The 25,979-nt window shown below is 72.9% G+C and carries 7 protein-coding genes; 6 read left to right on the plus strand and 1 reads right to left on the minus strand.

From position 1 onward, the window contains the following. The first annotated feature begins 7 nt into the window (after positions 1 to 7). From ABD339_RS14640 to ABD339_RS14665, 6 genes are all read left to right on the plus strand, one after another. The gene (locus tag ABD339_RS14640) at positions 8 to 1,510 is read left to right on the plus strand and encodes a serine hydrolase domain-containing protein (protein ID WP_344566043.1); all 1,503 of its coding nucleotides are present in this window, start codon (positions 8 to 10) and stop codon (positions 1,508 to 1,510) included. 9 nt (positions 1,511 to 1,519) lie between these two features. Then, positions 1,520 to 3,076 (plus strand): long-chain-fatty-acid--CoA ligase, encoded by a 1,557-nt coding sequence (locus tag ABD339_RS14645; RefSeq protein ID WP_344566045.1) that lies wholly within the window; start codon positions 1,520 to 1,522, stop codon positions 3,074 to 3,076. A gap of 149 nt (positions 3,077 to 3,225) precedes the next feature. Further along, positions 3,226 to 6,492 carry an ACP S-malonyltransferase gene (fabD, locus tag ABD339_RS14650; protein WP_344566047.1) on the plus strand — a complete coding sequence of 1,089 codons (3,267 nt, stop codon included), beginning with the start codon at positions 3,226 to 3,228 and terminating at the stop codon, positions 6,490 to 6,492. Next, entirely contained in the window at positions 6,489 to 22,412 is a 15,924-nt protein-coding gene (locus tag ABD339_RS14655; RefSeq protein ID WP_344566051.1) for an SDR family NAD(P)-dependent oxidoreductase, read from the plus strand. The genes fabD and ABD339_RS14655 overlap by 4 nt, the downstream gene beginning before the upstream one ends. Positions 22,413 to 22,558: 146 nt before the next feature. Beyond that, complete coding sequence (locus tag ABD339_RS14660; protein WP_344566052.1) at positions 22,559 to 23,581, plus strand: methyltransferase; 1,023 nt, start codon at positions 22,559 to 22,561, stop codon at positions 23,579 to 23,581. A 17-nt stretch (positions 23,582 to 23,598) separates the two neighbouring features. Further along, the gene (locus tag ABD339_RS14665; protein ID WP_344566054.1) at positions 23,599 to 25,017 is read left to right on the plus strand and encodes an MFS transporter; all 1,419 of its coding nucleotides are present in this window, start codon (positions 23,599 to 23,601) and stop codon (positions 25,015 to 25,017) included. Positions 25,018 to 25,075: 58 nt separating this feature from the next. Here the strand turns inward: ABD339_RS14665 and ABD339_RS14670 are convergent, their stop codons facing one another. Beyond that, positions 25,076 to 25,969, minus strand: coding sequence for a TIGR03620 family F420-dependent LLM class oxidoreductase (locus ABD339_RS14670; RefSeq protein ID WP_344566056.1), 894 nt, complete (start codon positions 25,967 to 25,969; stop codon positions 25,076 to 25,078). Positions 25,970 to 25,979 lie beyond the last annotated feature (10 nt).

Genomic DNA, 25,979 nt, shown 5'->3' on the forward strand with positions numbered 1-25,979 from the left:
GGTGTGTATGTTCCACGACCTGGCCGACGCGCTGGAAGAGATCCTGCCGGAGATCCTGCTCGGCACGACCACCCCCGGCGTGGCGGTCGCACTCGCCACCAGCACCGAACTGCGGGGGATGGGCGCGGGGTACGCCGACCTGGCCGGCGGGGTGCCGATGACGGGCACCTCGTCCGCGACCGCCGGTTCACTGAGCAAACCGCTGGTCGGGCTGTCGCTCACCCGCCTCGCCGAAGCGGGTGCCATCGAGGTGGACGGCCCGATCGCACCGTTCCTGCCGCCCGATGCCCGGCCCGCCAACCCGGAAGCGGAGCAGCCGGTCACAGCGGGCATGCTCACCGCGCACACCGGTGGTTACCGCACCGACATCATCGACGCCGAGCTGACCCGGCCCCGCCCGATCACCGAGTACGTGGCGCTGCGTCATGAGGCCGGGACCACTCCGGAGTACGGCGGAGTGTGCCCCCTGTACGGACCGCCGGGCCGGTTCGCCTACTCCAGCTTCGGCATGTCCGTGGTGGGCTGTGCCATCGAGCAGGTGACGGGCGAGAACTACTCGTCCTATGTGGACCGTTCGATCCTCAAGGCGCTGGACATGGACTCCTCCGCCCTGCCCACCGGTTCCGGAGAGCCCTCCCGGTGGGACGAACTGGTGGAGTCCCCCGGCCACGCCACCGGGTACATGGGATTCGGGCCATGGTGCGTGCCCTCGCCCGTCTACCACTCGGCGACCTACCCGGGCGCCGGCCTGGTGACCTCCCCCCTCGACTACGCCCGGCTGTTCCAGTCGCTGCTGCGGACCGCCAAGGGCGCGGAGGGCGTGGTCTCTCCGGCGGGCCTGGCGGCGATGCTGCGCCCGCGGGTCACCCGCTCCAGCCCGGTCACCCCGGACACGTTCGCGGGGACAGGTCTGGAGATGAGCGATCCGGGGCGGGACGGCCGGCTGTGGTGGTGGGGCCACTCCGCCGCCTACCCGTGGGGGTACTGGTGGGACGCGCGGGTCTACCCGGACCTCGACCTCGTCGTGGTGGCCATGGCCAACAAGTGGGACATGATGCGGCTGCACAACCCGGCCGACCGCAACGCCGCCGGCGTCGTCGCCCAGTGGGCCGCCCGCTGGGCCGCCTCCGGTGTGCCACCCCGGCGACGGCGAGCCGTCGGCCGCCGGGAAGCTCTCACGCCGGGCCCTGAGACCTCCTCGCTCATGGGCGCTGTGGTCGGGGAGCGGGCCTACGCGGCGCTCGGACTCACCGGCCGGTTCGACACCGCCACGGTGCGGTCCATGGCGGAGCGCACCCGCCCGTACGACGGCACGCCGACGCCCGGCCCGGACACCGACGCGTTCGCGAGCGGTGTCGCGGACCTCGCGGCCCTGGCACCCGATCCGGAACGTATCCGCCGGTACGCCCGCGAGCGGGGCCCCGAGGCCGCGCTGTGGGCGCTCGAATGCGGCGCCACCGCGGCGGAGTTCCCGCTGCCCGCTCCTGTGTTCTGCGCACCCCACCGATAAGGGGCCTCGATGTACCTGACCCAGCCACTGCACCGGGCCCTCCAGCAGTACCCGGACCGGATCGCGACCGTCCACGGCGACCGCGAGCGCGATTTCGCCACCCACACCGACCGCGTGGCCCGGCTGGCGGCCGGGCTGCGTTCGCTCGGGGTCGCCGCCGGCGACCGGGTCGCCATGTACGCGTTGAACTCCGACCGCTACCTGGAACACCTCATGGCCGTGCCGTGGGCGGACGCGGTGCTCGCCCCGGTCAACACCCGCTGGACCGAACCGGAGGTGGCGCTCGCCCTGAACGACTGTGACGCCCGGGTGCTCATCGTGGACGACGCGTTCGCCGGTTCGGTGACGGCGCTGCTCGACAGCTGCCCGGGTATCAGGCAGGTGGTGTACGCGGGCGAGGGTACGACTCCGGAGGGCTGCACGGATTACGAGGAGCTGATCGCCGCGAGCGCCCCGGCGCCGGACGCGCGCCGCGAGCGAGACGCGCTGGCCGCGTTGTTCTACACCGGCGGCACCACGGGTGCGCCCAAGGGCGTCATGCTCAGCCACACGAACCTGCTCACCTCCGCGCTGGGCTGCCTGGCGTCGGGGTTCCTCGCCACCCCCGGCGGCTGCTTCCTGCACACCGCGCCGATGTTCCATCTCGGCGACCTCGCGCACTGGGTGATGCAGTCGGTGGCGGGCAACACCCAGGTGACCCTTCCGGGCTTCGACCCGCCCGCGCTGCTCGCCGCGCTGCCCGCGCACGGTGTCACCGATTTGTTCCTGGTGCCGACCATGCTGCGGCTGCTGCTCGATCACCCGGACTTCGACCCTGGAGCCCTCGCCGGCCTGCGGCGGCTGGTGTACGCGGCCTCGCCCATGCCAAAGGAGTTGCTGGACCGGGTCGCGCGCCTGCTCCCGCATGTCGAACTGGTGCAGGCGTACGGCATGACGGAGCTGTCGCCCGCGGCCACCCTGCTCGGTCCCGCCGAACACCGCGGCCCGCACCGTTACTCGGCCGGCCGGGCCGCGGCGCACGCCGAGGTCCGCGTGGTCACCCCGGACGGCGAGGAGGCCCCTCCCGGACAGGTCGGGGAGATCAACTGCCGGGGCGGGCATGTCATGCGGGGGTATTGGGGGAGGCCCGAGCAGAGCGCCGAGGCGGTGCGGGGCGGCTGGATGCGCACGGGCGACGCGGGCTTCCTGGACCCCGAGGGCTACCTGTACGTGGTCGACCGGATCAAGGACATGATCATCACCGGCGGTGAGAACGTCTGGTCCGCGGAGGTGGAGGACGCCCTGCACGAGCATTCCTCCGTGGCCTCCTGCGCCGTGATCGGAGTCCCTGATGACCGGTACGGCGAACGGGTGCACGCCGTGGTGGTACCGGCCCCCGGACCGCTTCCCACAGCCGCCGAACTCGACGGCCACCTGCGCGGCAGGCTGGCGGGCTACAAGGTGCCACGCGGCTACGACTTCCTCGGCGAACTGCCGCTGTCCGGCACGGGCAAAGTCCTGAAGCGCGAACTGCGCGACCGCTACCTGACCCCGGCGCCACCGGCACACCCCGTAGCAGGCCCATGAGGCCGCGCCGACCGAGCGCCGTCCGGCGGGTTCGCGGCGAGCGGCAGAGCAGCCGGAGGGCCCACCGCCGCCGTCCGGCTCCGCGACGACGCGCCCGGACGGCGGTCCGCCCGCTGTGACGTCGTCGTCCGCTGACCACTGAGGAGGGAATGACCGTGGCGAACCCGACGGTGTTCATGTTCGCGGGGCAGGGCTCGCAGTTCTACGGCATGGGCAGGGAACTGCGCACGGCGCACCCGGTGTTCGAGCACACGCTGCGGTCGCTCGACACCATGTTCGCCGACGCCGGGCTGCCGGGTCAGCTGGATGAGCTGTATCGCACCGACAGGAGCCCGCGCGACTCCTTCGACCGTTTCGCCCACACCCATCCGGCGATCCTCATGGTCGAACTGGGCCTGCTGGACGTGCTGCTGGCCGAGGGCATCACGCCGGACTGCGTACTGGGCACCAGCCTGGGCGAGTACGCTGCCGCGACCGCCGCCGGGGTCCTGGACCGCGAGGACCTGACCCGCGCGGTCACCGCCCAGGTGCGGCTCACCGAGGACCTGTGCCCGCCCGGCGGCATGCTCGCCGTGCTCGCCGACGCCACCCGGTTCGACCCGGAACAGCCCCGTTGGCGGGGGCTGGAGCTGGCGGCCGTCAACTACGCGCGGCACTTCGTGGTGTCCGGCGCACCGGACGCGCTGGACGCGGCCGAGCGGGCGCTGAGCGCGGAGGGCACCGCCTGCCAACGTCTGCCGGTGCGCTACGCCTTCCACTCCGCCCAGGTGGATGCGGTGGCCGAACCGTACCGGCGGATGATGGCGGACATCCCGCTGAGCGCCCCCAAAGTGGATCTGGTCTCCTGCGCGACCGGCGCGGTCACCGACGAGGTGACACCCGAGCACATGTGGAACACGGTGCGCGGCCCGATCCGCTTCCAGGACGCGGTCCGGACGCTGGAGGCGCGGCACGACGGGGTGCGCTACATCGACCTGGGCCCGTCCCCGACGCTGGCGAACTTCGCCGTACAGTCCTTCAGCACCGGATCGGGAGCGCGGGCGGGAGCCTTGCTCCATCCCTTCGAGCCTCCGCACACGGCACTGGCGAAGATCAGGGAGATGTGCCGCCCGGCCCGTGTCCCGGCCCCTGCCCGCCCCCCGGCCCCCGCCCCGGTCCGCCGGTCCGCCGGTCCGGCGGCGCTGCTGTTCCCCGGCCAGGGATCCCAGCGGCGGGGAATGGCCGACGGACTGTTCGCGCGATTCCCCGGCCTGGTCGCGGAGGCGGACGACGTCCTCGGCTACTCGGTCGAGGAGCTGTGCCGCTACGACCCGAGAGGTGAGCTGGACCGGACCGAGTTCACCCAGCCCGCGCTGTTCGTCGCCAACGCGCTGCACTACCGCGCCTGGCAGCGCGAACACGGCGACCGGGCAGCGTTCTTCGCCGGCCACAGCCTCGGCGAGTACTCCGCCTTGTGGGCGGCCGGTGCCTTCGACTTCGCCACCGGACTGCGACTGGTGCGCAAACGCGGCGAGCTGATGGCCGCGGCGCCCGAGGGCGCCATGGCCGCGGTGGTCGGACTGGACGAGGACCAGGTACGGAGGGTGCTGTCGGACGGTGCGCCGGCCGCCATCGACGTGGCCAACCTCAACGGCGCCGGTCAGGTGGTGGTGTCCGGCCCCCGTCAGGCGGTGCTCGGTGCCAAAGCCGCCTTCTTGGCCGCCGGTGCCACCGGATATGTTCCGCTGCGGGTGAGCGGCGCCTTCCACTCCCGCCAGATGGCGGCTGCCGCGGAGGACTTCGCCGGATTCCTCGCGCATCCGGCCCTGCGGGCCCCCCGGTTGCCGGTGATCGCCAACACCACCGGGGCGCCGTACCCCGACGGCGACATCCGCCCCGCACTCACGGCCCAGCTCATCAGCCCCGTCCGCTGGGAGGAGAGCGTGCGGTACCTGCTCTCCCAGCAGGTGTCCGAGCTGGTGGAGGTGGGGCCCGGGACGGTGCTCACCAAGTTGCTGGACAAGATCCGTACCGCCGCACCGACCGCGCCTGCCGTGGCGGCGCCACCGGAGCGGAAGCCGGACACCGACCGCCGCCGGACGGCCGCGACCGGTACCCGCACCCCGGACGCACCCGAACGCGCCCTGGGCAGCGACCGGTTCCGTGCCGCGTACGGGGTCCGGCACGCCTATGTGTGCGGATCCATGTTCCGCGGCATCGCCTCCGAGGCCATGGTCGCCAGAGCCGCCCGGGCCGGGCTGCTCGCCTTCTACGGCGCCGGTGGACTGGCCCCGGAGGCCGTTGACGCGGCGCTGGGCCGGCTGCGGTGCGAGGTGGGCGACCGCACCTTCGGGGCGAGCCTGTCGCAGGGACCGGGCGAGGAGGAGGTGGTGGACCTGCTGCTGTCCCACGGGGTGAGCGTGCTGGAGTCCTCTGGTTCCACAGACGTCACCCCCGCGCTCGCGCGCTACCGGCTGCGCGGCCTGGCCCGGGGAGCCGACGGCGAGGTGGTGGCGCACCACCGTGTCCTGGCCAAGGTCACTCTGCCCGAGGCGGCGGAGGCGTTCCTGCGTCCGGTACCGGACGCGCTGGTGCGCGCACTGCGGGGCAGCGGCGCCGTCACAGCCGAGCAGGCCGAGCTCGCCGCGCTCGTGCCCGCCGCCGACGACATCTGTCTGGAGGCGGACTCCGGCGGACACACCGACCGCGGCGCTCTCGCGGTGCTGCTCCCCACGGTGCTGCGGCTGCGGGCCCGCTGCGGAGCGGAAGGGGTGCGGGTGGGCGCCGCGGGCGGGCTCGGTACCCCGGAGGCCGTCGCCGCCGCGTTTTCGCTCGGTGCGGACTTCGTCCTCACCGGGTCGGTGAACCTGTGCACCGCCGAGTCGGGAATCAGCGACGTGGCCAAGGACATGCTGGAGGGCATCGCGGTCGGCGACACGGACTACGCCCCCAGCGCCGGGGGGTTCGAGACGGGCGGGCAGACGCAGGTGCTGCGGCGTGGTGTCTTCTTCCCGGCACGGGCGCGCAAGCTGCTCGAACTCCACCGTGCCCACACCTCGCTCGAGGAACTGGACGAGCGGACCCGCGACATGCTTGAGCGGCGGTGGTTCCGCCGCCCGCTGGAGCAGGTGTGGCATGACACCCGGGCGTACTTCGCGGAGCACGACCCGGAGGAGGCGGAGCGCGCCGAGCGCGATCCGCACCACCGGATGGCCCTGGTGTTCCGCTGGTACCTCGCGGAGAGCCAGCGCCTGGCGATCGAGGGCGTGGAGGACCGCCGCGTCGATTTCCAGATCCACTGCGGACCGGCACTCGCCGCGTTCAACGACTGGGTGTCCGGCACGGATCTGCAGCACTGGCCCGACCGCCACATCGACCACATCGCGGATCGACTGATGACTGCCGCGGCCCACCACCTCGCAGGAGTGATCCAATGAGCAAGCAGCCGCGGAACGCAGGGATCGCGGTCGTCGGCATCGGGTGCCGCTTCCCCGGCGCGAGCGATCACCGTGAGTTTCTCGCCAACCTCACCGAGCGGGTCGATGCCGTCCGCGAGATCCCCGCCGACCGCTGGGACGCCTCCGAGTGGTACGACCCGGACCGGAGCGCCGAGGGCCGCTCCGTCAGCAAATGGTGTGGCCTGATCGAGCGCCCGTACGACTTCGATCACCGGTTCTTCGGTATCGCGCCGCGTGAGGCCCGCCTGCTGGATCCGTTGCAGCGGCTGCTGATGGAGGTCACCCAGCACTGCGTGGAGGACGCCGGCACCACCGTCGCCGTACTGGGAGCGTCCCGCACCGCGGTCTACGTGGGCAACATGGAACGCGACCACATGGCCGAGCTGACCAGCCCCGGACACACCGTGGAGAGCCACTCGGTGCTCGGCGTCTACGACTGCCTGCTGGCCAACCGGCTCTCCCAGGCGTTCGGGCTCAGCGGCGCGAGTCTGGCGGTGGACGCCGCATGCGCCTCGTCGCTGGTGGCCGTGCACCTGGGCATGCAGGCGCTGGCCACGGGCGAGGCGGACCACGTGCTGGCGGGCGGGGTGAACCTGAACCTGCACCATTGGAAATACATCGGATTCTCCAAGTCCAAGATGCTCAGCCCCACCGGCCGCTGCCGCACCTTCGACCGGGACGCCGACGGGTTCGTGCCCGGCGACGGCGTGGGCATGGTGCTGCTGCGCAGGCTCGATGACGCGGTACGCGACGGCGATCACATCTACGGGGTCATCCGTGGCAGCGCCGTCAACCACGGGCGCAAGCGCGCCACCATCACCGCGCCCACCGTGGCATCCCAGCGCGAGGTGGTCTCCGAGGCGATCGGGCGGGCGGACGTGAGCCCCGCGGACATCACCTTCGTCGAGACCCACGGCACCGGCACGTCACTGGGCGACCCGATCGAGGTGGAGGCGCTGCGCCAGGTGTTCGCGCCGGCCTCGCGCGGCACCGGCTGGTGCACGCTGGGCGCTGTCAAGTCCGGCATCGGGCACCTGGAGGGCGCGGCGGGCGTCGCGGGGCTGATCAAGGTGCTGATGATGATGTCGGAGCGCCGCATCGTGCCCAACTTGCACATGCGCGCCCTCAACCCGCTCATACGGCTGGAGGGTTCGCCGTTCCGCCTGGCCTCGGACAACGCCGCATGGCACCCGTCCGCTCCGGGGGTGCCCCGGCTGGCCGGGGTCAGCTCGTTCGGCTTCGGCGGGGTGAACGCGCACCTCGTCGTCGAGGAGTACGTACCCGGTGAACGCCCGCCCGCGCCCGTCAGGCCCCTGCCGTTCCTGCTGTCCGCGGCCTCGGCGACATCCCTGGAGAAGCTCACCGAGCGGTGGCGGCGATCCCGCCCGGACAGTCGGCCGGCCGACATCTGCGCCACTCTCGCGGTCGGCCGCACACATCTGCCGTACCGGCTCGCGGGCGTGGTCTCGGGGACCGAAGAGATCACGGCCCTGGTGGAGGGGGAGCGGCCCGAGACCGGGCCGGAAGCTCCCTGGACGCTGCGGGTCGGTCTGCTGGATGTCCCCGACGACGTCGAGGCGTTCGTGGAGACGTTCTCGCAGGTGATCGACCCACCGCTGGAGGAGATGCTGCGTGCCGCCGACCCGGGCCCGCGGCAGCGGAGCGCGTACACCACCGCGGTGACTTCGGCGCTGCTGCGCTTCGGCCTGCGCCCGGCCCAGGTGCTGGCGAGCGGGCCGGGCATCTGGTCCGCGCTGGCCGCGCTGGGGATGCTGGACCCGGCGACCGCGGCCGGCCTGGCCGCGGGCGGAACGGCGCGGGGCACGCTGCGCGCCCCCTCGCTGCCGCTGGCCGTACCGGGTACCGGCCGAGTGGTGACACCGTTCAGGCTCGATGCCGCCTATCTCGGGCAGCTGCGCGAGGCGGCGGTGGGTACCGCGGAGCTGGCCGGCCTGGCCGAGCTGGCGAGCGGACTGGACGCTCAGCGGACGTACCAGCACAACGTGGCGGACTGGCGCCGGGCACTGCGGGAGCGTGGCCGCGGTGACGAACTCACGGGAGGACCGGACCGCGCCACCGACCCGCTCGTGACCGCCTTGGCCACACAGAACGCGGTGGACCGGCTGAACCGCAAGTGGGGTCTGCCCCTGACCCGGCACCTGGCGGACGCGAATGCCGTGGAGTTGCTGGACCTGCTGCTGGACGGCGTGGTCGAACCGGGCGACGTACTCGACCTGATGGCCGGTGAATCCGTCGCCCCCCGTCACCCGGACCGCGCCGACCTGGCGGACGAGGACCGCTATCCGGCGCTGCGCGGGCTGAGCGGCATGCCCGACGACCTGGCCGGGGTCGATGCCTGGGCCAAGTTCGCGGATCTCGCCGGGCCCGCCGGGGCGGCGCCCGACGGGCACTCGGTCGTGGCGGTGGGCGGCGATACCGGCGATGTCCTGGTCACCTCCGGGGCCGACCCGTTGACCGGGCCGTTGACGCAGCTGTGGCGGCGGGGGGTGGAGGTGCGCTGGGGGGACCATCCGGTGGCCGCCGCCGGGAGCAAGGTCCCCCTGCCCACCACCCGGTTCGACAGCGTGGAGCACCGCATCCCGCCGGTCGGGCGGGCCGAACCGGAGCCTGCCGACCCGGAATCCGCCGACGGGGACGGCCCCGGATCCGCTGCCACCGGAGCCGCCCCGGAGGCGGCCGTCGAGGAGGGCGTCACCGGGGAAGTCGAGGAGGGCGTCACCGGGGAAGTCGAGGAGGGCGTCATCGAGGAAGGAGCCGTCGAGGCAGGCGTCGTCGAGCTGCGTGCCGAGTGGGAGACCACCGAGCGGGTGCCCGCGCCCGCCGCGGACCCGGTGCTGGTGATCCTCCCCTCCGGCGCCGCAGGCGCGCACCTCCCCGAAGAGTGCCTGCCCGGCCGGGTACGCACCATCGATATGACGGCGCTGCCGGGCGACGACGACCCCGCGGCGTGGCGCCGGGCCATCGGCGAAGGTGTGCCGCCCGGCGCGGTGGTGCTCTGCTGCACCGGGTCCGCCACCGAGACCGCCGTCGCGGCCCTGCGGGTGGCGAACGCGGTCTACGGCCAGGGCACGCGAGTGCTGGCGGTCGGCCCGCTGGTGGGCGGCATGGTCTCTCCCGAACTGGCGGCGCTCACCGGTCTCGCCAGGAGCCTGGCGCGGGAGACCCGCTCCGTACCGTTCCGCGCGGTCGCGGTCCCAGGCCCCCTCGACGCCCGCTCCACCTGGGAGTCGGTCGCCGAGGAGCTCGGGCGGTCGGACGGCACGGAACTCGTCCGCTACGCGGAGGGCCGCCGGCTCACCCGCCGCTACGTCCCCGCCCGGCCGGCCCCCGCCGCCCCCGCCGCCCCCGCCGCCCCCGGGGCCCCGGGCATCCGCCCCGGCGGCGTCTACCTGCTCACCGGCGGCACCGGCGGCCTCGGCCGGCTGGTCACCGAACATCTGCTGGCCGTGCCGGGAGTGCGGGTCGCCGTGGTGGGCCGCTCGCCGGTCCCCGGGGAAGACGGGCGGGACCGGCTGGCCTACTTCCGGGCCGACGTGTCGGACCCCGTCCAGGCACGCGAGGTGGTCGGCCGGGTACGTGAGCACTTCGGCACGCTGACCGGAGTCCTGCACGCCGCGGGCGTGCTGCGGGACGGGTACCTGGCGCAGAAGCCCGCCGAGGACCTGCGCGCGGTCTTCGCACCGAAGGTGCTCGGCACTCTCCACCTGGACCGGGCCACCCGGGACGAGCCGCTGGAACTGTTCGTGCTGTTCTCGTCGATGGTCGCCGCGGTCGGCAACCCCGGGCAGGCCGACTACGCGGCTGCCAACGCCTTCTTGGACCAGTTCGCCGAAGTGCGCGAATCTCTGCGGGCAGTGGGAGAGCGGTCCGGGCGCACCCTGTCGATCGGCTGGCCGGTGTGGCGTGACGGAGGCATGACCGTCACCGACCGGGGCGTACTCGGCCCCGGGGCGGGGGTGTTGCCCATGCCGACCAGCACGGCGCTGTCGGTGCTCGACCGCCTGCTCGTGAACGCCACCGGAGCCCGGCCGTTCGTCCACGGCGTCCCGCACCGGGTACCCGAGCTGCTCGACCCCCTCCCGGCCCCTGGCACACCGGCCTCTGGCACCCCGGCCCCCGGCGCCCCGGCCGGTGAACCGGCGGAGCGCGGCGCCGACGCGGCGCCGGAGGCCGATCAGGCCCAGCTGGTCGCCTGGGCCGAGGAGTACGTGTCCGAAACCATAGGGGAGTTGCGCGGAGTCCCCGCCGAGGACGTGGACCTGGGCATGCCCCTGGATCAGTACGGACTGGACTCCATCGTGATCACCGAGTTCAACGCCCGGACCGAGGCGCGGCTCGGCTCCGTCGGAGAGACGCTGCTCTTCGAAAGCCGCACGCTCGGAGCCGCCGCGGCACGGATCGCCCAGCTGCGCCCGGCGGAACTGACCGCCTGCTACGGTGCGTCGGCCCCGGAGCCCGGGGCCCCGGCCGCCCCCGACACCGGCCACCGCTCGGCGGCTGGTCGTGGCGGCGCCGAGGTGGTGGACACCCGCGGCGCCGAAACGGTGGACATCCGCGGCGCCGAGGTGGCGGACGACGATGTGGCGGTCATCGGGCTCGCCGGGCGGTACCCCGAAGCTCCGGACCTGGACGCCTTCTGGCACAACCTGCTGCGGGGCCGCGAGTCCGTGACCCGGATACCGGAGACCCGCTGGACTCCCGGCGCCGAGACCTACTGCGGGCAAGGCGCGTTCCTCGACGACGTCTACGCGTTCGACCCGCTGTTCTTCAACATCTCACCCCGCGACGCGGAGCTGATGGACCCGCAGGAACGCCTCTTCCTCCAGACCGCGTGGCACGCGTTCGAGGACGCCGGGTACCCTCCGGGCCGCCTCGGTGACCCCCATGCCCCGGGGGCGCGCCCGGTGGGCGTGTTCGTGGGTGTCACCTCACAGACCCACCTGTTGTGGGGGCCGGACCAGCAGCGTGCCGGCAATCCGGTGGTGCCGCCGTCGCCGCAGTGGTCCGTCGCCAACCGCGTCTCCTACTGGTTCGACCTGCGCGGACCCAGCATGCCGGTGGACACCGCGTGCGCGTCCTCGCTGACGGCCATCCACCTCGCGGCGCGCAGCATGGCACGCGGAGAGTGCCGGATGGCCCTGGTCGGCGGCGTCAACCTCTACCTCCACCCGGCCAAGTACGACTGGCTGTGCAGCCTCCAGATGCTGTCCCGCACCGGTCACTGCCATACCTTCGGTGCCGGGGCCGACGGGTTCGTGCCCGGCGAGGGGGTGGGCGCGGCGCTGCTCAAGCCGCTGCGTGCCGCGCTCGCCGACGGCGATCCGGTCCGCGGCGTGATCAAGGGCAGCGCGGTCAACCACGGCGGTCGCACCACCGGGTACACCGTGCCCAGCCCGGCCGCGCAGGCCGAAGTCGTCTCCGCCGCGCTCGCGCGGGCCGGGGTCCAGCCGGCCACCGTGGGATACGTCGAGGCGCACGGCACCGGCACCGCCCTCGGCGACCCGGTCGAGGTCGAGGGGCTCACCCGGGCCTTCGCCGGAGTGCCGGCGAGACATTGCGCTATCGGTTCGGTGAAGACCAACATCGGGCATCTCGAATCGGCGGCGGGCATGGCCGGACTGACCAAGGTGCTCCTGCAACTGGAGTCCGGCACGCTCGTGCCCTCCCTGCACAGTGCGGAGCCGAGCCCGCGCATCGACTTCCCCGCCACGCCCTTCACCGTCCAGCGCGAGGTGGCCGACTGGCCCGGCACGGCCGGGAGCGGCCTGCCCCGGCGCGCGGGCATCAGCGCCTTCGGCGCGGGCGGCGCGGGCGCGCACGTGGTCGTGGAGGAGGCGCCGCGGCAGCGGTACCCGCGCGGTGCCGAGCGCGGCGAGCACCTGGTCGTGGTCTCCGCCTACGACCGGGAGCGGCTGGCCGAGCACTGCGCCAACCTGTCCGAGGCGATCCGCAGCCGTGCGGACGAGCTGCGCGTGTCCGAGGTCGCCTACCAGCTACAGGTGCGCCGCGAGCCGCACTCCGAGCGGCTGGCTCTCCTGGCCGGCGATCCGGTGGCACTCGCGGACCGGCTCGCCGCCTTCGCCGCGGGCCGGGAGCCGGCGGGCGACCACTGGACGACCGTCCGGGACCGGGACGCCCGCAGGCGCCTGCTGGAGCGGCTTCCGGAGGCGCTCGCCCGGCGCGACTGGGGCGCGGTGGCCGCGGCGTGGGCGGCGGGCGCCGATGTCCCGTGGGAGTCGCTGCACGACGGTCCGGCTCCGCAGCATGTACGGCTGCCCGGCTACCCGTTCGCACGCGAGGGCTGCCGACTGCCCGGGATACCCCACGCGGCGACGGCAGCGCCCCCGGGGGCCCGGACGGCGGCGCCGGAGACCGCGCACCCCTGGGTGCGCGAACAGCCGGGGGGCGGTGTCACCGCCGAGTTCACCGGGGACGAGGCGGTGCTGGCGCAGCACAGGGTGGACGGGACCCCGGTCTTCCCCGCCGCGGGGTGCGTGGAACTCGTCCGCGCGGCGGCGCACGCCGAGCCGGGCGCGGGCCGGCTGGTCCGGCTGCGCAACAACGTGTGGTCCACGCCGATAGCTGTGCCGGAGCCCCGCACTCTGCGGGTGTCACTGGGGGACGGGCACCACGGCGACTGCGGCGGCCACGGCGAGTCCGCCGACTATGAGGTCACCGGCCCGGAGGCCACCCACGTGACCGGCAAGGTCGAGACGGCGCCCGCCGGGGACCTGCCGCCCCTGGACCTGGCGGCGATCCGGGCCCGGTGCACGAAGACGGCGAGCGGGGAACGCCTCTACTCCGCGCTCCGTGAGCGCGGCCTCGACCTCGGGCCCTTCTACCAGGGTGTCCAGTGGCTGCACTGGAGAGGTGACGAGGCGCTGTCCGAACTCCGCCTTCCGGAGGGCGGCCACGGCTGTGTGCTCCACCCCGGCCTGCTCGACTCCGCTTTCCAGGCGTCGCTCTGGCTGCTGGGACAGCGGTTCGAGCGGCTGTACCTGCCGTTCAGCATCGGCACCGTCGAGATTCTCGGGGACGTACCCGCCACCCCCCTGGCGCATGTGGTGATGCGCAAGGCGACCGCCGAGGGCTGCAAGCTGGAGGTGCACCTGGCCGACGAGTCCGGGCGCGTCGTGCTGCGGGCGCTCGACTTCTGGGTCCGTCCCTGGCCCGGCGGCGGGGAGGCGTGGTCCGGCTTCCGCCCCGAATGGGTGGAGGAGGAGCGGGGTGCGAGCGCCGTCCCGGCATCCGCCCTGATCCTGGCGCCCACCGACGACGCGGGCGCGCGACTGGCCGGTGAGCTGACCCGGCAGGCGGGGACGCCGGTGCTCTCGTCCGTGGCGGTGCCGCACCACGACCACCACACGAAAGCGGGCCCCTTCCAGCCGCACCCGGACTCCGACGCGGACTTCGAGGCCCTGCTGGCGGCGGCAGGACCGGTGGACACCGTGCTCTTCGCGTGGCCGCGGGCCGGGGGGAGCGATGTGGAGGCACAGCTGGCCGACGGGCTGCTGCCCCTCTCCCGCCTCGCCCGGGCGATGCTGCGATCCGGTGACAAGAGGCCGGTGCGGCTGGTGTGCGCCGTTCCGGACGGCGTGCCCGGGTACCAGGCCCTCGGGGGCTTCCTGCGTACGCTCACCAGGGAGAGCCCCCGCGTCTCCCATCTGCTGGTGGCCGGCGCCACGCCGGAGCAGTTGGCGGCCGAGGCGCTCGGTGGCGCTGATGGCACCGAGGTACGCCACCGCGGCGGCAGCCGTACCGTGCGGCGGTGGCGGCGCCACACTCCCGCGCCCGCGACGGCCCCGGCAGTGCGGGACAGCGGGGTCTACCTGATCACCGGCGGTGCCGGCGGACTGGGTGCCCATGTCGCCCGCCGGCTCGCCCGGATGGCCGGTGCCCGGGTGGTGCTCGTCGGCCGCTCCGCCGAGGACGAGCGCGTCGCCAGGATCATCGACCAGGTGAAGGCAGCGGGCGGCCAGGCGTGTTACGTCCGCGCCGATGTGTCCACGGCCGAGGGCGCGCGCACCGCGGTAGGGGCGGCCCAGACCGCGTTCGGCGCTCCGCACGGGGTCTTCCACTGCGCCGGTGTGCTGCGTGACGGATACCTGGTGCACCAGGACCCGGGGCGGCTGCGCGACGTCGTCGCCGCGAAGGCGTTCGGTGCCGTGCACCTCGACGCGGCGGTGGCAGACCACCAACCGGACTTCTTCTGCCTGTTCTCCTCCGTGGCCGCCGCGGTGGGCAGCGCGGGCCAGGCGGGCTACGCCTATGCCAACGCCTTCCTCGACGCCTTCGCCGAACAGCGCCCCGGCCGGAGCGTCTCGGTCGGCTGGCCGCTGTGGGCAGACGGCGGGATGGGGGTGGACGCCGAGGCCGCCGAGGCTCTGCGGGTGGCATTCGGACTGCGGCCACTCGCCACCGAAACCGGGCTGGCAGCGCTGGATACGGTGCTGGCGGGCCAGGACCGGCAGCTTCTGGTCGCCCCCGGCGACGGTGCCGTACTGGCGCGGACGCTCGGCGAGACAGCCGGACCCGCCACCGCCGCGCCACCCGTACCGGCCACCGGGGCCGAGGAGCGGCCCGAAGTGGTGGCGGACGGCTCCGCCGCCGTCGCCGAGGTGCTCGTCACCGAGATGGCCGCCGTGGTCAAGCTCGACCCGGCGCGGATCGACCCGGAACGGCCGATCGGGGACTACGGGTTCGACTCGCTTTCCTTCACCACGCTGGCCAACCGGCTGGTGGAGAGGCTCGGAGTGGACCTCACCCCGGCGCTGTTCTTCGAATACACCACGGTGGAGGACGTCGCACGCCACATCGCCGGCACCGACGCACAGCTCGCGACCCGGCTCGCCCCTGCCCGCCGGACAGCCCCTGAACCGGCCGCGATCCCGGCTGCGGCTCCGGCCGCGACCTCGGCTGCGACGTCGGCCGCGACCCTGGCTGCGAGCCCGGCCACGAGCCACGAACCCCCCTCCCGCCCGTCCGGGAACGAACCGATCGCGATCATCGGCATGCACGGCATGCTGCCGGGCAGTTCGGACCTGGGCGAGTTCTGGCGCAATCTGGCTGCCGGACGCGACATGGTCACCGAGATCCCCGCGGAGCGGTGGGACTGGCGCGAGTACTACCACCCCACCGCCGGGCCGGGCCGGACGAACAGCCGGTGGGGCGGCTTCGTGCCCCAGGTGGACCGGTTCGACGCCCGCTTCTTCGGCATCCCGCCACGCGAGGCCGAGTTGATGGACCCACAGCAGCGGCTGTTCCTGGAGACCGCGTACAAGACGGTGGAGGAGGCGGGCTACCGTCCGGCCGACCTGGCGAAGAGCCGCACCGGTCTGTTCGTCGGCGCCGCCAGTCACGACTACTACGACCTGCTGCGCGAAGCGGAAGTGCCGGTCGAGGCGTTCACCACCACCGGCATGTTCCACGCCATCCTCGCCAACCGGGTCTCCTACCTGCTCGGCCTCACCGGGCCCAGCTTCCCCATCGACACCGCTTGTTCCAGCTCGCTGGTGGCGCTGCGCTCCGCCGTGGAGTCGATCCGCGCGGGCAGCTGTGACACCGCGATCGTCGGCGGGGTCAACCTGTTGCTGTCACCGACGGTCTTCATCTCGTTCGCGCGGGCGGGCATGCTCAGCCCCACCGGCCGCTGCCGCACCTTCGACGCGGGAGCCGACGGCTATGTGCGGGCGGAAGGGGTGGGCGCACTGCTGCTCAAGCCGCTCGCGCGGGCCGAGCGGGACGGCGACCACATCCACGCCGTCATCCGGGGCAGCGCGGTCAACCACGGCGGCAAGGTCAACACCTTGACCACGCCCAACCCGAAGGCGCAGGCAGACCTCCTCGTGCACGCCTTCGAGGAGGCGGGTGCCGATCCGGCCACCGTCGGATACCTGGAGCTGCACGGCACCGGCACGGCACTCGGCGACCCCATCGAGGTCAACGGGGTGAAGCGGGCCTTCACCGAGCTGCGCGACCGTGCCGGACTGCCGCCGCTCACCGGACCGACCACGCTCATCGGCTCGGTCAAGTCGAACATCGGCCACCTCGAAGCGGCTGCCGGGCTGGCGGGGATCTTCAAAGTGGTGCTGGCCATGAAGCACGGCCAGATCCCCGGCAACCTGCACCTGGAGGAGGTGAACCGGCAGATCGGCCTCGACGGCTCCCCGCTGTCCATCGTGGACCGCACCATGCCGTGGCCACGGCCGAAGGCCCCTGACGGCACCGAACTGCCCCGCCGCGCCGGGGTCAGCTCCTTCGGCTTCGGCGGGGTGAACGGACACGTGCTCCTGGAGGAGTACGCCGCAGCCCCGCCCGAACCGGCCCCGTCCGGCAAGCAGGTGTTCGTACTCTCCGCACAGGGCGAGGAACGCCTTCGCGAGTACGCGGCCCTCCTCGCGGACGCGGTTCGGCCGCTCGACCGGGTCGGGGGCGAGCCGGGTCCGGAACAGTCCCGGCCCGAACCGGGTCCGGAGCTGGTCGCCGAAGTCGCCGCCGTCCTCGGTGTGGACCCCGAAGACGTGCCGTGGGACGAACCGCTGGCCGACCTGGGAATGTCCCCGCGGCAAGCCCGTCTGCTCGCCGGCCGGCTGGATCCGGCGCAGCTGCCCGGCCGGCATCCGGACACACTGACCGCGAGCACGGTGGCGGAGCTGGCCATGGAGACGCCACCGGGCGAAGGGGACGGGCTTTCCCCGGCGGGCCACCTCGCCGACATCGCGTACACGCTCCAGGTCGGCCGCGAACCCATGGCGCACCGTCTGGCCGTGGTCACCGGCTCGGCAGCCGAACTCGCCGACGAGCTGGCCGCGTTCGCCGCCTCCGGCGTGCCGGGACCGCACACCCGGGTGGGCGTGGCGGAAGAGGGCCGTGGCACCGTCACCGAGGGCGGCCCCGACGAGCTGGCCGAGGGGTGGGTCGCCGGCGCCACGCCCGACTGGACGGCTCTGCACGCGGGGCGGGCCCCGAGGCGGCTCAGCCTGCCCACCTACCCGTTCGCCCGCGACCGCTACTGGGTACCGGGGTCGGCCGCGCCCGGACCGCGCCCGCTGGTGGCCGGGCCGGGCACGCCGGACGGCGACGGCGTGGTCTACCGCGCTCGTCTGCACCGCGCGGACCGCATCGTGGACGAACACCGGGTGCACGGCTCGCCCGTGCTCGCCGGAGTGGTGCAGGCCGAGCTGGCCGCGGCGGCGCTGGCCGCACACCCACACCCTGGCGGGCCGCGCCGCCTGACCCGGATGGCCTGGTTGCGTCCGCTGGTGGTGCCCGAGGACGGGTGTGAGGTGCTGGTCCGTCTCACCGAGCGGGACGGAAGGATCGCCCACGAGCTGCGAACGGCCGACGGCACCACGTACAGCACCGGCCTGTGGGTGCCCGCTGACGTGCCCGGTGACGACGCCGCGGAACCGTCCGCGCCGTATGACCTGGATGCCGTCCGGCGCCGCTGTACCAGGGAGTTCGGCCGGGAGGAGATCTACCGCACGTTCGAGAGGATCGGCATCGTCTACGGTGAGCTGTTCCGCGGACTGCGGCACGCGGTCGCCGGTGAGGGCGAGCTGCTGGCCCGGTTCACGGCCGAGGTTCCGCTGCCGGACCGGATGATCTTCCACCCGACCGTCCTGGACGCCGCTCTGCAGTCCGTCACCGTGCTCACCGGGGCGGAGCCGGGCGCTACCCGGTTGCCGTTCGCGGCCGAATCGGTCGAGCTGCCGGCCCCGGCGCCCACCACGGGATACGTGTACGTGCGCTCCCGGAGCGGCGAGGAGCACGAGGTGACGGTGCTGGACGAAACCGGCCGACCATGCGTGCTGCTGCGCGGGGTCGTCGTGCGGGCGGAGCGGCACGGCTTGTTCTACCGGCCCCGCTGGCAGCTCGCCGACGCGGCGCCCGCCGAGCCGGTGCACGGGCCCGCCCTGATCGTCTACTCGGCTGGTTCGGCGGAACTGGCCGACGCGTTGGCTGCCCGCCATGAGGGTCCGGTGCACCTGGTCAGCGTGGCGGAGATCGCCCGCACCGGCCTGGCCGACCGCCTGCGCGGGCTGGGGGAGGTGCGGCAGCTGTGGTTCCTCGCCCTGGCGGCCGGCGCCGACGGGGGCGCGAAGGCACTGTCCCGACTGGTCCGCGGGCTTGCCGAGGCCGACATGATCCAGCGGGTGCGCTCCATCCGTTCGGTCACCTCCGGCGCACAGGATGTGTGGGGCAGACGGGTCGCCGACCCGGTCGCCGCCGAGCTGACCGGGATGAGCAAGGCCCTGGCCAAGGAGTATCCGCGGACCGGGGTGAGCTGCGTCGATCTCGCGGACCCGGTGGTCAGCGCCGAGCAGGCCGCTGACGCGCTGCTGGCAGAGCCCGCTCACCAGAACAACCCGGAAGTCGCTCTCCTGGGTGGCCGCCGGCTGGTCCGCGTGCTGCGCCCGGTCCATCTGCCGCCGCCTGCCCGGCAGATGTTCCGCGAAGGCGGCAGTTACCTGATCGTCGGCGGGGCGGGCGGCATCGGCCTCGCTCTCGCGGAACATCTCGCGAAGACGGTCTCGGCCCGGATCTTCCTCGTCGGGCGCCGCCCGCAGGACGAACGGATCGACCACGCGCTGGCCGGGCTGGGCCGGCTGGGCGGGCAGGCCACGTACCACCAGGCGGATGTCACCGACCTGGACGCGATGCGCGCGGTGGCGGCCAAGGCGCGCACGCACGGGCCGCTGCACGGAGTCGTGCACGCGGCGATGGTGCTGCGCGACGGGATCGTGGAGCGGTCCAGCGACGAGGCGTTCCACGCGGTCCTCGCTCCCAAGACCGACGGAATGCGCGTGCTCGGTGAGGTGTTCGCAGCCGATCCGCTGGACTTCCTGCTGGCCCTCTCCTCGGTGCAGTCGTTCACCGGTGCGGCGGGACAGGCCAACTACGCCGCGGCCTCCACCGCTCAGGACGCGTACACGCATCAGCTCGCCACCGAACTGCCCTTCCCCGTGCAGCTCGTCGGGTTCGGTCCGTGGGCGCGCGTCGGCCGGGTCGCCGGCCGGTACGAGAGCCTCAGCGCCCGCGGGTACCGGCCGATCGAACCGGAGGAGGGCATCGACGCGATCGAGCGTGTGCTGTCCGCCGGCGAGCGCGCGGTGGTCGCGCTGCGCGCGGACGAGCCGGTACTGGCCGCGATCGGTGTCGAGCGAGGCCCGGTGGCCCCCGCGGCTTGGCCGGTCCCCGCTCATGAGGGGGGAGCGGAGGAGCGGGAGGCGCTGGACGCTTTCATCGGGGAGGCCCTGTGGCATGTCCTGGGCGGGCTCGGCCTGTTCGCCCGCCCCCGCGAGCGGCACCGGGTCGAGGACCTGCCGGATCTGCTCGGCGCACTGCCCCGGTACCGGCGGCTGGTCACGGCGCTGGCACACGTCATGGTGCGCAGCGGCCACCTCGTGCAGGAGGGCGGAGCGGTGGCCGTCCCGGTGACGGGGGCGCGGCCGGCGCCGCCCGATCCAGCGCCGCTGCGTGCCCGGTTCCCCAACCTCGGTGCCCGGCTGGACCTGGTGGTGCGCTGTCTCGACACCATGCCCGAGGTGCTCACGGGTGCCCGGGAGGCCACCGAGGTGCTGTTCCCCGGTGGTTCCGCTGATCTGGTCACCGCGATCTACCGGGGCGAGTCACTGGCCGACTACTGCAACATGCTGGTCGCCGGGCAGGTCGTGGCCCAGGCGGGGGACGGCGTGCGGGTGCTGGAGATCGGCGCGGGGACGGGGAGTACCACCGAGGTTGTGTTGTCCGCGCTGGCCGAGGCCGGTACGGCGGCGGAGTACGACGTCTCCGACGTTTCCCCGGGTCTGCTCCGGCAGGCACGGGCCCGGCTGGACCGGCAGGGTGTGCGCTTCCGGGTCTTGGACATCGAACGCCCCGCCGACGCACAGGGGTTCGCCGGGGAGAAGTACGACGTGGTGGTGGCGGGGAACGTCCTGCACGCCACCCGCGACCTGGATGCGGCGCTGGCCGGGGTGCGTGAACTGCTCGCTCCGGGCGGCCGACTGGTGCTGAGCGAGGTCACCACCGTACAGCCTTTCCACACCGTGACTTTCGGTCTGCTCGACGGCTGGTGGCGGTTCGAGGACGAACACCGCAGACTCCCCGGCTCGCCCCTGCTGGACCCGCACATGTGGCGCGATCGCCTTGAGCGGGCGGGCTTCCGCGACGTGACCGTCCTCGGCACGCCGGCCGGGCCCGGGGCCCTCCCGCAGCGGGTGATCGTCGGGACCGCCGAGGAAGACCGGGCGGCAGCCGTGCGCGGCATGCGCCGGGCCGTGCCCGCCCAGCCCATGTCCGCAGAGCACGTGTCCGCCAAGCCCGCGTCCGCCGAATACCTCTCGGCTGCGGCCATTCCGCCCGCACCTCGCTCTGCCGGGGCCGCGGCAGCCGGAGGGCACAGCGACGTGGAGGTCCGCGCGCTCGTCACCGAACGGGTGGCCGGGTGCCTGGGTCTGCCGGTCAGCGACATCCGGCCGGACTTCCCGCTGTCCGACCTCGGCATCGACTCGATCGTCGCTGTCGAGCTGACCAACCAGCTCAATGACGCCCTCGGCATCGTGCTGAAGACGATCGTGGTCTTCGAGCACCCGACGATCGACGCGCTCACGGCACACATCGTCGAGCGGTACGGCGACAGTGTCGCCCCGGGGCCCGCACCGCGCCCCCGGCCGGAGGGGGGCGGCACGGGGGAGACCGCGCCCGCCCCCCAGCCGGACGCGGCGCCCGGACCCGCCCTTGCGCGGGGTGCGGCCACGGGGTTCCGAGCCGTCCGGTTCGAGCGGCCCGGCAGCCCGCAGCGCCTGCGGATCGTGCCGATCGAGCCGGTGGCGCCCGGCCGGGGCGAGATCGAGGTCCAGGTCAGGGCGTTCCCGATCAACTTCTCGGACTTCCTGCTCGCCAAGGGGCTCTACCCGATGATGCCGGACTTCCCTTTCACCCCCGGCGTGGAGGTGTCGGGGTCGGTCCGCCGGGTCGGACCGGGGGTGTCCCGGTTCTCCCCCGGGGACGAGGTGATCGCGCTGACCCGGCCCGAGATGGGCGGCCAGGCCTCGGTGGTGGTGACCGGTGAGGACTTCGCGGTGGCCAAGCCCGCGCACGTGAGCCATGAGGCGGCCTGCGGCTTCCTGGTGCCGTTCCTGGCCATGTACCTGGCCTTCGAGCGGGCAGCGGTGCGGCCCGGCGAGCGGGTGCTCGTCCCCGCGGCCACCGGCACCACCGGTCTGATCGCGGTGCAGTTGGCCGGGCTCGCGGGCGCGGAGGTCATCGCCACCGCGGGCGGGGAACACAAGATCGCCCACCTGGCCGGACTCGGAGTACGGGAGGCCATCGACCACCGCCATGCCGACGTGGTGGGCGAAGTGCTGCGCCGGACCGGTGGCGTGGGCGTCGATGTCGTGGTGAACACTCTCGGCGACGGTGCCGCGCAGCAGGGGATCGACGTCCTCGCCCCGGACGGGCGGTACGTCGAGATCGCAGTGTTCGGGCTCCAGGCATCCTCCGGGCCGGACCTGTCGAGGCTCGTCGACAACCAGAGTTTCCACAGCTTCAACACCAAGAAGTTCTTCCTGCGGCACCCCGACCGCCGGGACGAGGTGCTCCATGCCGCCGCGGAGCACCTCGCCTCCGGCAAGGTCACCCCCACCGTCACCCATGTCCTGCCGTTCAGCCGGGTGGCCGAGGCGTACGCGCTCAAGGAGGACCGAGCGCTCATCGGCCGTGTGGTGGTCACGGTCCCCGACCCGGAGGAGGAATCCGTCAGCGAGCGGCTACGAGCCGTGCTGGCCCGGGAATTCGGCGCACATGCCGCGACGCTCTGCGATGCCGACCTGCGGCGCCTGGCCGAGCGGATCAGCACCGGCGACGCCGCCCCGTAGCGAAACAGCACCACGGCAGCAGACAGGGACTGACCTGCGGCAGCGGCGGTGTCGGCAGTTCTTCGGCGTGTCCGCCCCCTACCGGTGCGGCTCGTTAGTTTGACGTCTCGGAACGGACAGGGAGTCCACACCTGCGAGGAGTGCGTATGCCCGGCGACGTCGAACCTCTGAGTCCCACCGACGACCTCATGGAGATGGTGGTCGGAGGCTGTACCGCGCAAGCCATCTACACCGCCGCGAGGCTCGGGATCGCGGACGTGCTCGCCGAAGGCCCGAGGACAGCCGACGAGATCGCCGTCGAGGTCGAGGCGCACCCGGACGGTGTCTACCGTCTGCTGCGCGCCCTCACCACGCGGTCGATCTTCGCCGAGCAGCCGGGCAAACGCTTCGCACTCACGCCGATGGCCGACGCACTGCGCTCCGACGCACCGAACTCGGTGCGTGCCCTGGTGCTGATGGCCGGGCATCCCATCACCTGGGAGACCTGGGGACAGCTGACCCACTCGGTAGTGACCGGTGAACCGGCCTTCTGGAAGCTGCGCGGGATGCGGGTCTTCGAGTACCTGGCCCGTGACGAGGAGTACGCCGACCTGTTCAACCAGGCCATGACGTTCAGTTCCAGCATCGAGATCCCCACGATCCTGGAGGCGTACGACTTCAGCCGGTTCAGCACGATCGTGGACGTCGGTGGCGGGCAGGGACGGCTGCTGGCCGCGATCCTCCAGGCGACGCCGGAGGCCAAAGGCATATTGGTGGACATCGAGTCGGTCACCGCGAGCGCGCCCCCCGTGCTGGCGGAAGCGGGAGTGGCCGACCGCTGCGCCATCCAGAGCGGTTCCTTCTTCGACGCCGTCCCGACCGGCGGGGACGCCTACGTGCTGAAGCACGTCCTGCACGACTGGCCGGAGGCCAAGGCGACGGAGATCCTGCGCTCGGTGCGGGCTTCCATCGGGGAGAGCGGCGAACTGCTGCTGGTGGCGCTGGTCCTGCCGGAGGATGACGCACCGCACCTCGGCAAGGTCGTGGACCTGGATCTGCTGCTGGAGTTCGGCGGTCGGCACCGCACGACCGAGGAGTACCGCCGGCTGCTCGCCGGCGCGGGATTCGAACTGCGCCGCGTCGTGCCCACCGCGGGAGCCGCGTCGGTCGTGGAAGCCGTTCCGGCCTGACCCCTTACGGAGACCTCATGCCGATACTCATCGTCGTCGGTGGAGTCACGTTCGTCTACAGCACGCTCGAAGCGATGCTCGCACCGGCCCTCCCGCTCATCCAGGCGGGCGTCGGTGGCACCTCGTCGTCCATCGCGTGGGTATTCACGGGACTGCTGTTGTCGGGGGCCGTGTGCACCCCGTTGATCGGCCGTCTCGGTGACCTCTACGACAAGAAGAGACTGTTCATCGCCGTTCTCGCGATCGTCGCGCTCGGCACCGCACTGGCGGGGCTGGCGACGAACGTGCCCGTACTGGCGATCGGCCAGATGATGCAAGGCACCGGACTGGGACTCACACCGTTGTCGATCGGCCTGATGCGCGATGTCCTGCCGGGCGACCGGGTCAAGAGCGGCAACGCGTTGATCATCGGGACATCGTCGCTGGGCGTCGTCGCCGGACCGCTGCTGGCCGGCCCGCTGACGTCCGTGATGTCGTACCGATGGCTCTTCTGGCTGCCGTTCTTCCTCCTGGCCGTCCTGACCGGACTGGCCTTCTCGATGGTCCCGACGAGCGCGACCGCGAACGCGACCACGGCCGCGGCTGCGGCAGCGAAACACGGCAGCGTGGACTGGCTGGGCGCCGGGCTGCTCGGCGGCGGCCTTTTGGCGTTGCTGACCGGCCTGACACTCGTCCCGACATGGGGCTGGGCTTCGGGCGGGTTCGTCGCGCTGGCGGTCGCCGCGTCGGCGCTGCTCACCGCCTTCGTCATGACGCAGCGACGGCTGGCGAATCCGCTGATCGACCTGCGGGTGCGCGGGCGGACCGTCTTCGTCGTCTGTGCCGTCTCCTTCGCCGTCGGCTGGGCCGTCTTCGCCACCTACACCGCCCTCCCGACGATCACCGCGGCTCCCACCACGACCGGATACGGACTCGCGTCCGACGCGACCGTGACAGGCTGGATCCTGGTGCCCTCCGGTGTGCTCGCCGGTGCCAGCGCGTTCGTGGTCCGTCCGCTCGAACGTCTGGTCGGCGCGAAGGTGCTCTTGGTGGCGTCGTGTGTGCCGATCCTGGCGGCCCCGGGCGTACTGCTGCTCGACCGGCCGTCACTCGGCCTGCTCATCACCTCATCGGCCTTGATGGGCCTGGGCATCGGGCTGGGGCTGACGCAGGCGATGAACATCGTCGTGACAGCCGTTCCGGCAGCCAGGGCCACGAGCCTGACCGGGCTGATGTTCGTCGTCCGTGCCGTCGGCGGGAGCCTCGGCGCGCAGGTCGGCGGCAGCACGCTGGCCGGCGACGTGATCCCCTCGACCACACTTCCGACCTGGTCCGCCTTCACGACGATGCTGACCATCAGCGTCCTGATCGGAGTGCTCGCCGTACTCGTCGCCGCCGCACTGCCCCGCAGATCCGGCGCTGTGCCCGACCCCGCGGGAGCCCGGGCTCCGGTGTGACCCGCTCGTCACCGGTCATCGGAGGTGTCGAGCCCCCGATGACCGGTGACGGGCGTTCTCAGACCAGCGCGCCCGCGAGTTCCGCGTACTGCTTCCTGGCCAGGGTGGGCTCGGCCCCGGGGGTGGAGAGGATCTCGATGCAGACGTGGTCCGCGCCGGCGTCGAACTGCTGCTTCACCCGTTGGACGACAGCACCGATGTCCCCGTGGGCGACCATCGCGTTCACCAGCCGGTCGCTGCCACCGTCGATCAGGTCGTCCTCGGTGAAGCCGAGCAGGTCACGCACCGCGTTCCAGCGGGACGGCAGCTGGGAGCTGTGCTCTATCCAGTACCGCACGTTCTCTCTGGCGGTCTCGCGCGCGGCTGCCTTGTCCGGGTTCAGGACGACACCTTGCTGCACGGCGAGGATTTTGTCCGGGCCGAGTATCTCCCTCGCGTGAGCGGTGTGTTCGGCCGGCAGAAAGTACGGGTGCGCTCCCCAGGTACGTTCCCCCGCGAGCGCGAGCATGGCCGGGCCCACCGCTCCCAGGACCGTCCTGAGCTCGGTTTTCGGCGGGGAGGCCGTGAACATGGCCGAGTCCATCCGGTCGAGGAAATCGCGCATCATCTCACCGGGCGGACCCCACGTCCGGCCCACCATTTCGGCCAGGTGCGGTACGCCCACCCCGATGCCGAGCAGGTACCGGTCCGGAAACGCCTCGGTCAGCGTGCGATGAGCCTGCGCCAAGGTGTACGGATTGTGCCGGTAGATGTTGGCGACGCCGCTGGCCACGGTGATCCGTGACGTCGCGGACAACAGCAGCGCTGCCTGTGTCGGTGCGTCCCGGCCGAACCCTTCCGCCGTCCACACCGTGCCGTAACCCAGGTCCTCGAACTCGGCCACCGCATCGACGACTTCGGCCCATGCGTGGTTGTCGACCTCAGCGGGCCGTATTCCCACCCTGCCCAGCATGCTTCCTCCA

This window comes from Streptomyces axinellae (genome assembly GCF_039532135.1).
Lineage (GTDB): Bacteria > Actinomycetota > Actinomycetes > Streptomycetales > Streptomycetaceae > Streptomyces > Streptomyces axinellae.

Bases quoted from the DNA above. Each gene is read 5' to 3' on its own strand.
- ABD339_RS14640 (WP_344566043.1), top strand. From the start codon at position 8: ATGTTCCACGACCTGGCCGACGCGCTGGAAGAGATCCTGCCGGAGATC.
- ABD339_RS14645 (WP_344566045.1), top strand. From the start codon at position 1,520: ATGTACCTGACCCAGCCACTGCACCGGGCCCTCCAGCAGTACCCGGAC.
- ABD339_RS14660 (WP_344566052.1), top strand. From the start codon at position 22,559: ATGCCCGGCGACGTCGAACCTCTGAGTCCCACCGACGACCTCATGGAG.
- ABD339_RS14670 (WP_344566056.1), bottom strand. From the start codon at position 25,969: ATGCTGGGCAGGGTGGGAATACGGCCCGCTGAGGTCGACAACCACGCA.
- ABD339_RS14665 (WP_344566054.1), top strand. From the start codon at position 23,599: ATGCCGATACTCATCGTCGTCGGTGGAGTCACGTTCGTCTACAGCACG.
- fabD (WP_344566047.1), top strand. From the start codon at position 3,226: ATGACCGTGGCGAACCCGACGGTGTTCATGTTCGCGGGGCAGGGCTCG.
- ABD339_RS14655 (WP_344566051.1), top strand. From the start codon at position 6,489: ATGAGCAAGCAGCCGCGGAACGCAGGGATCGCGGTCGTCGGCATCGGG.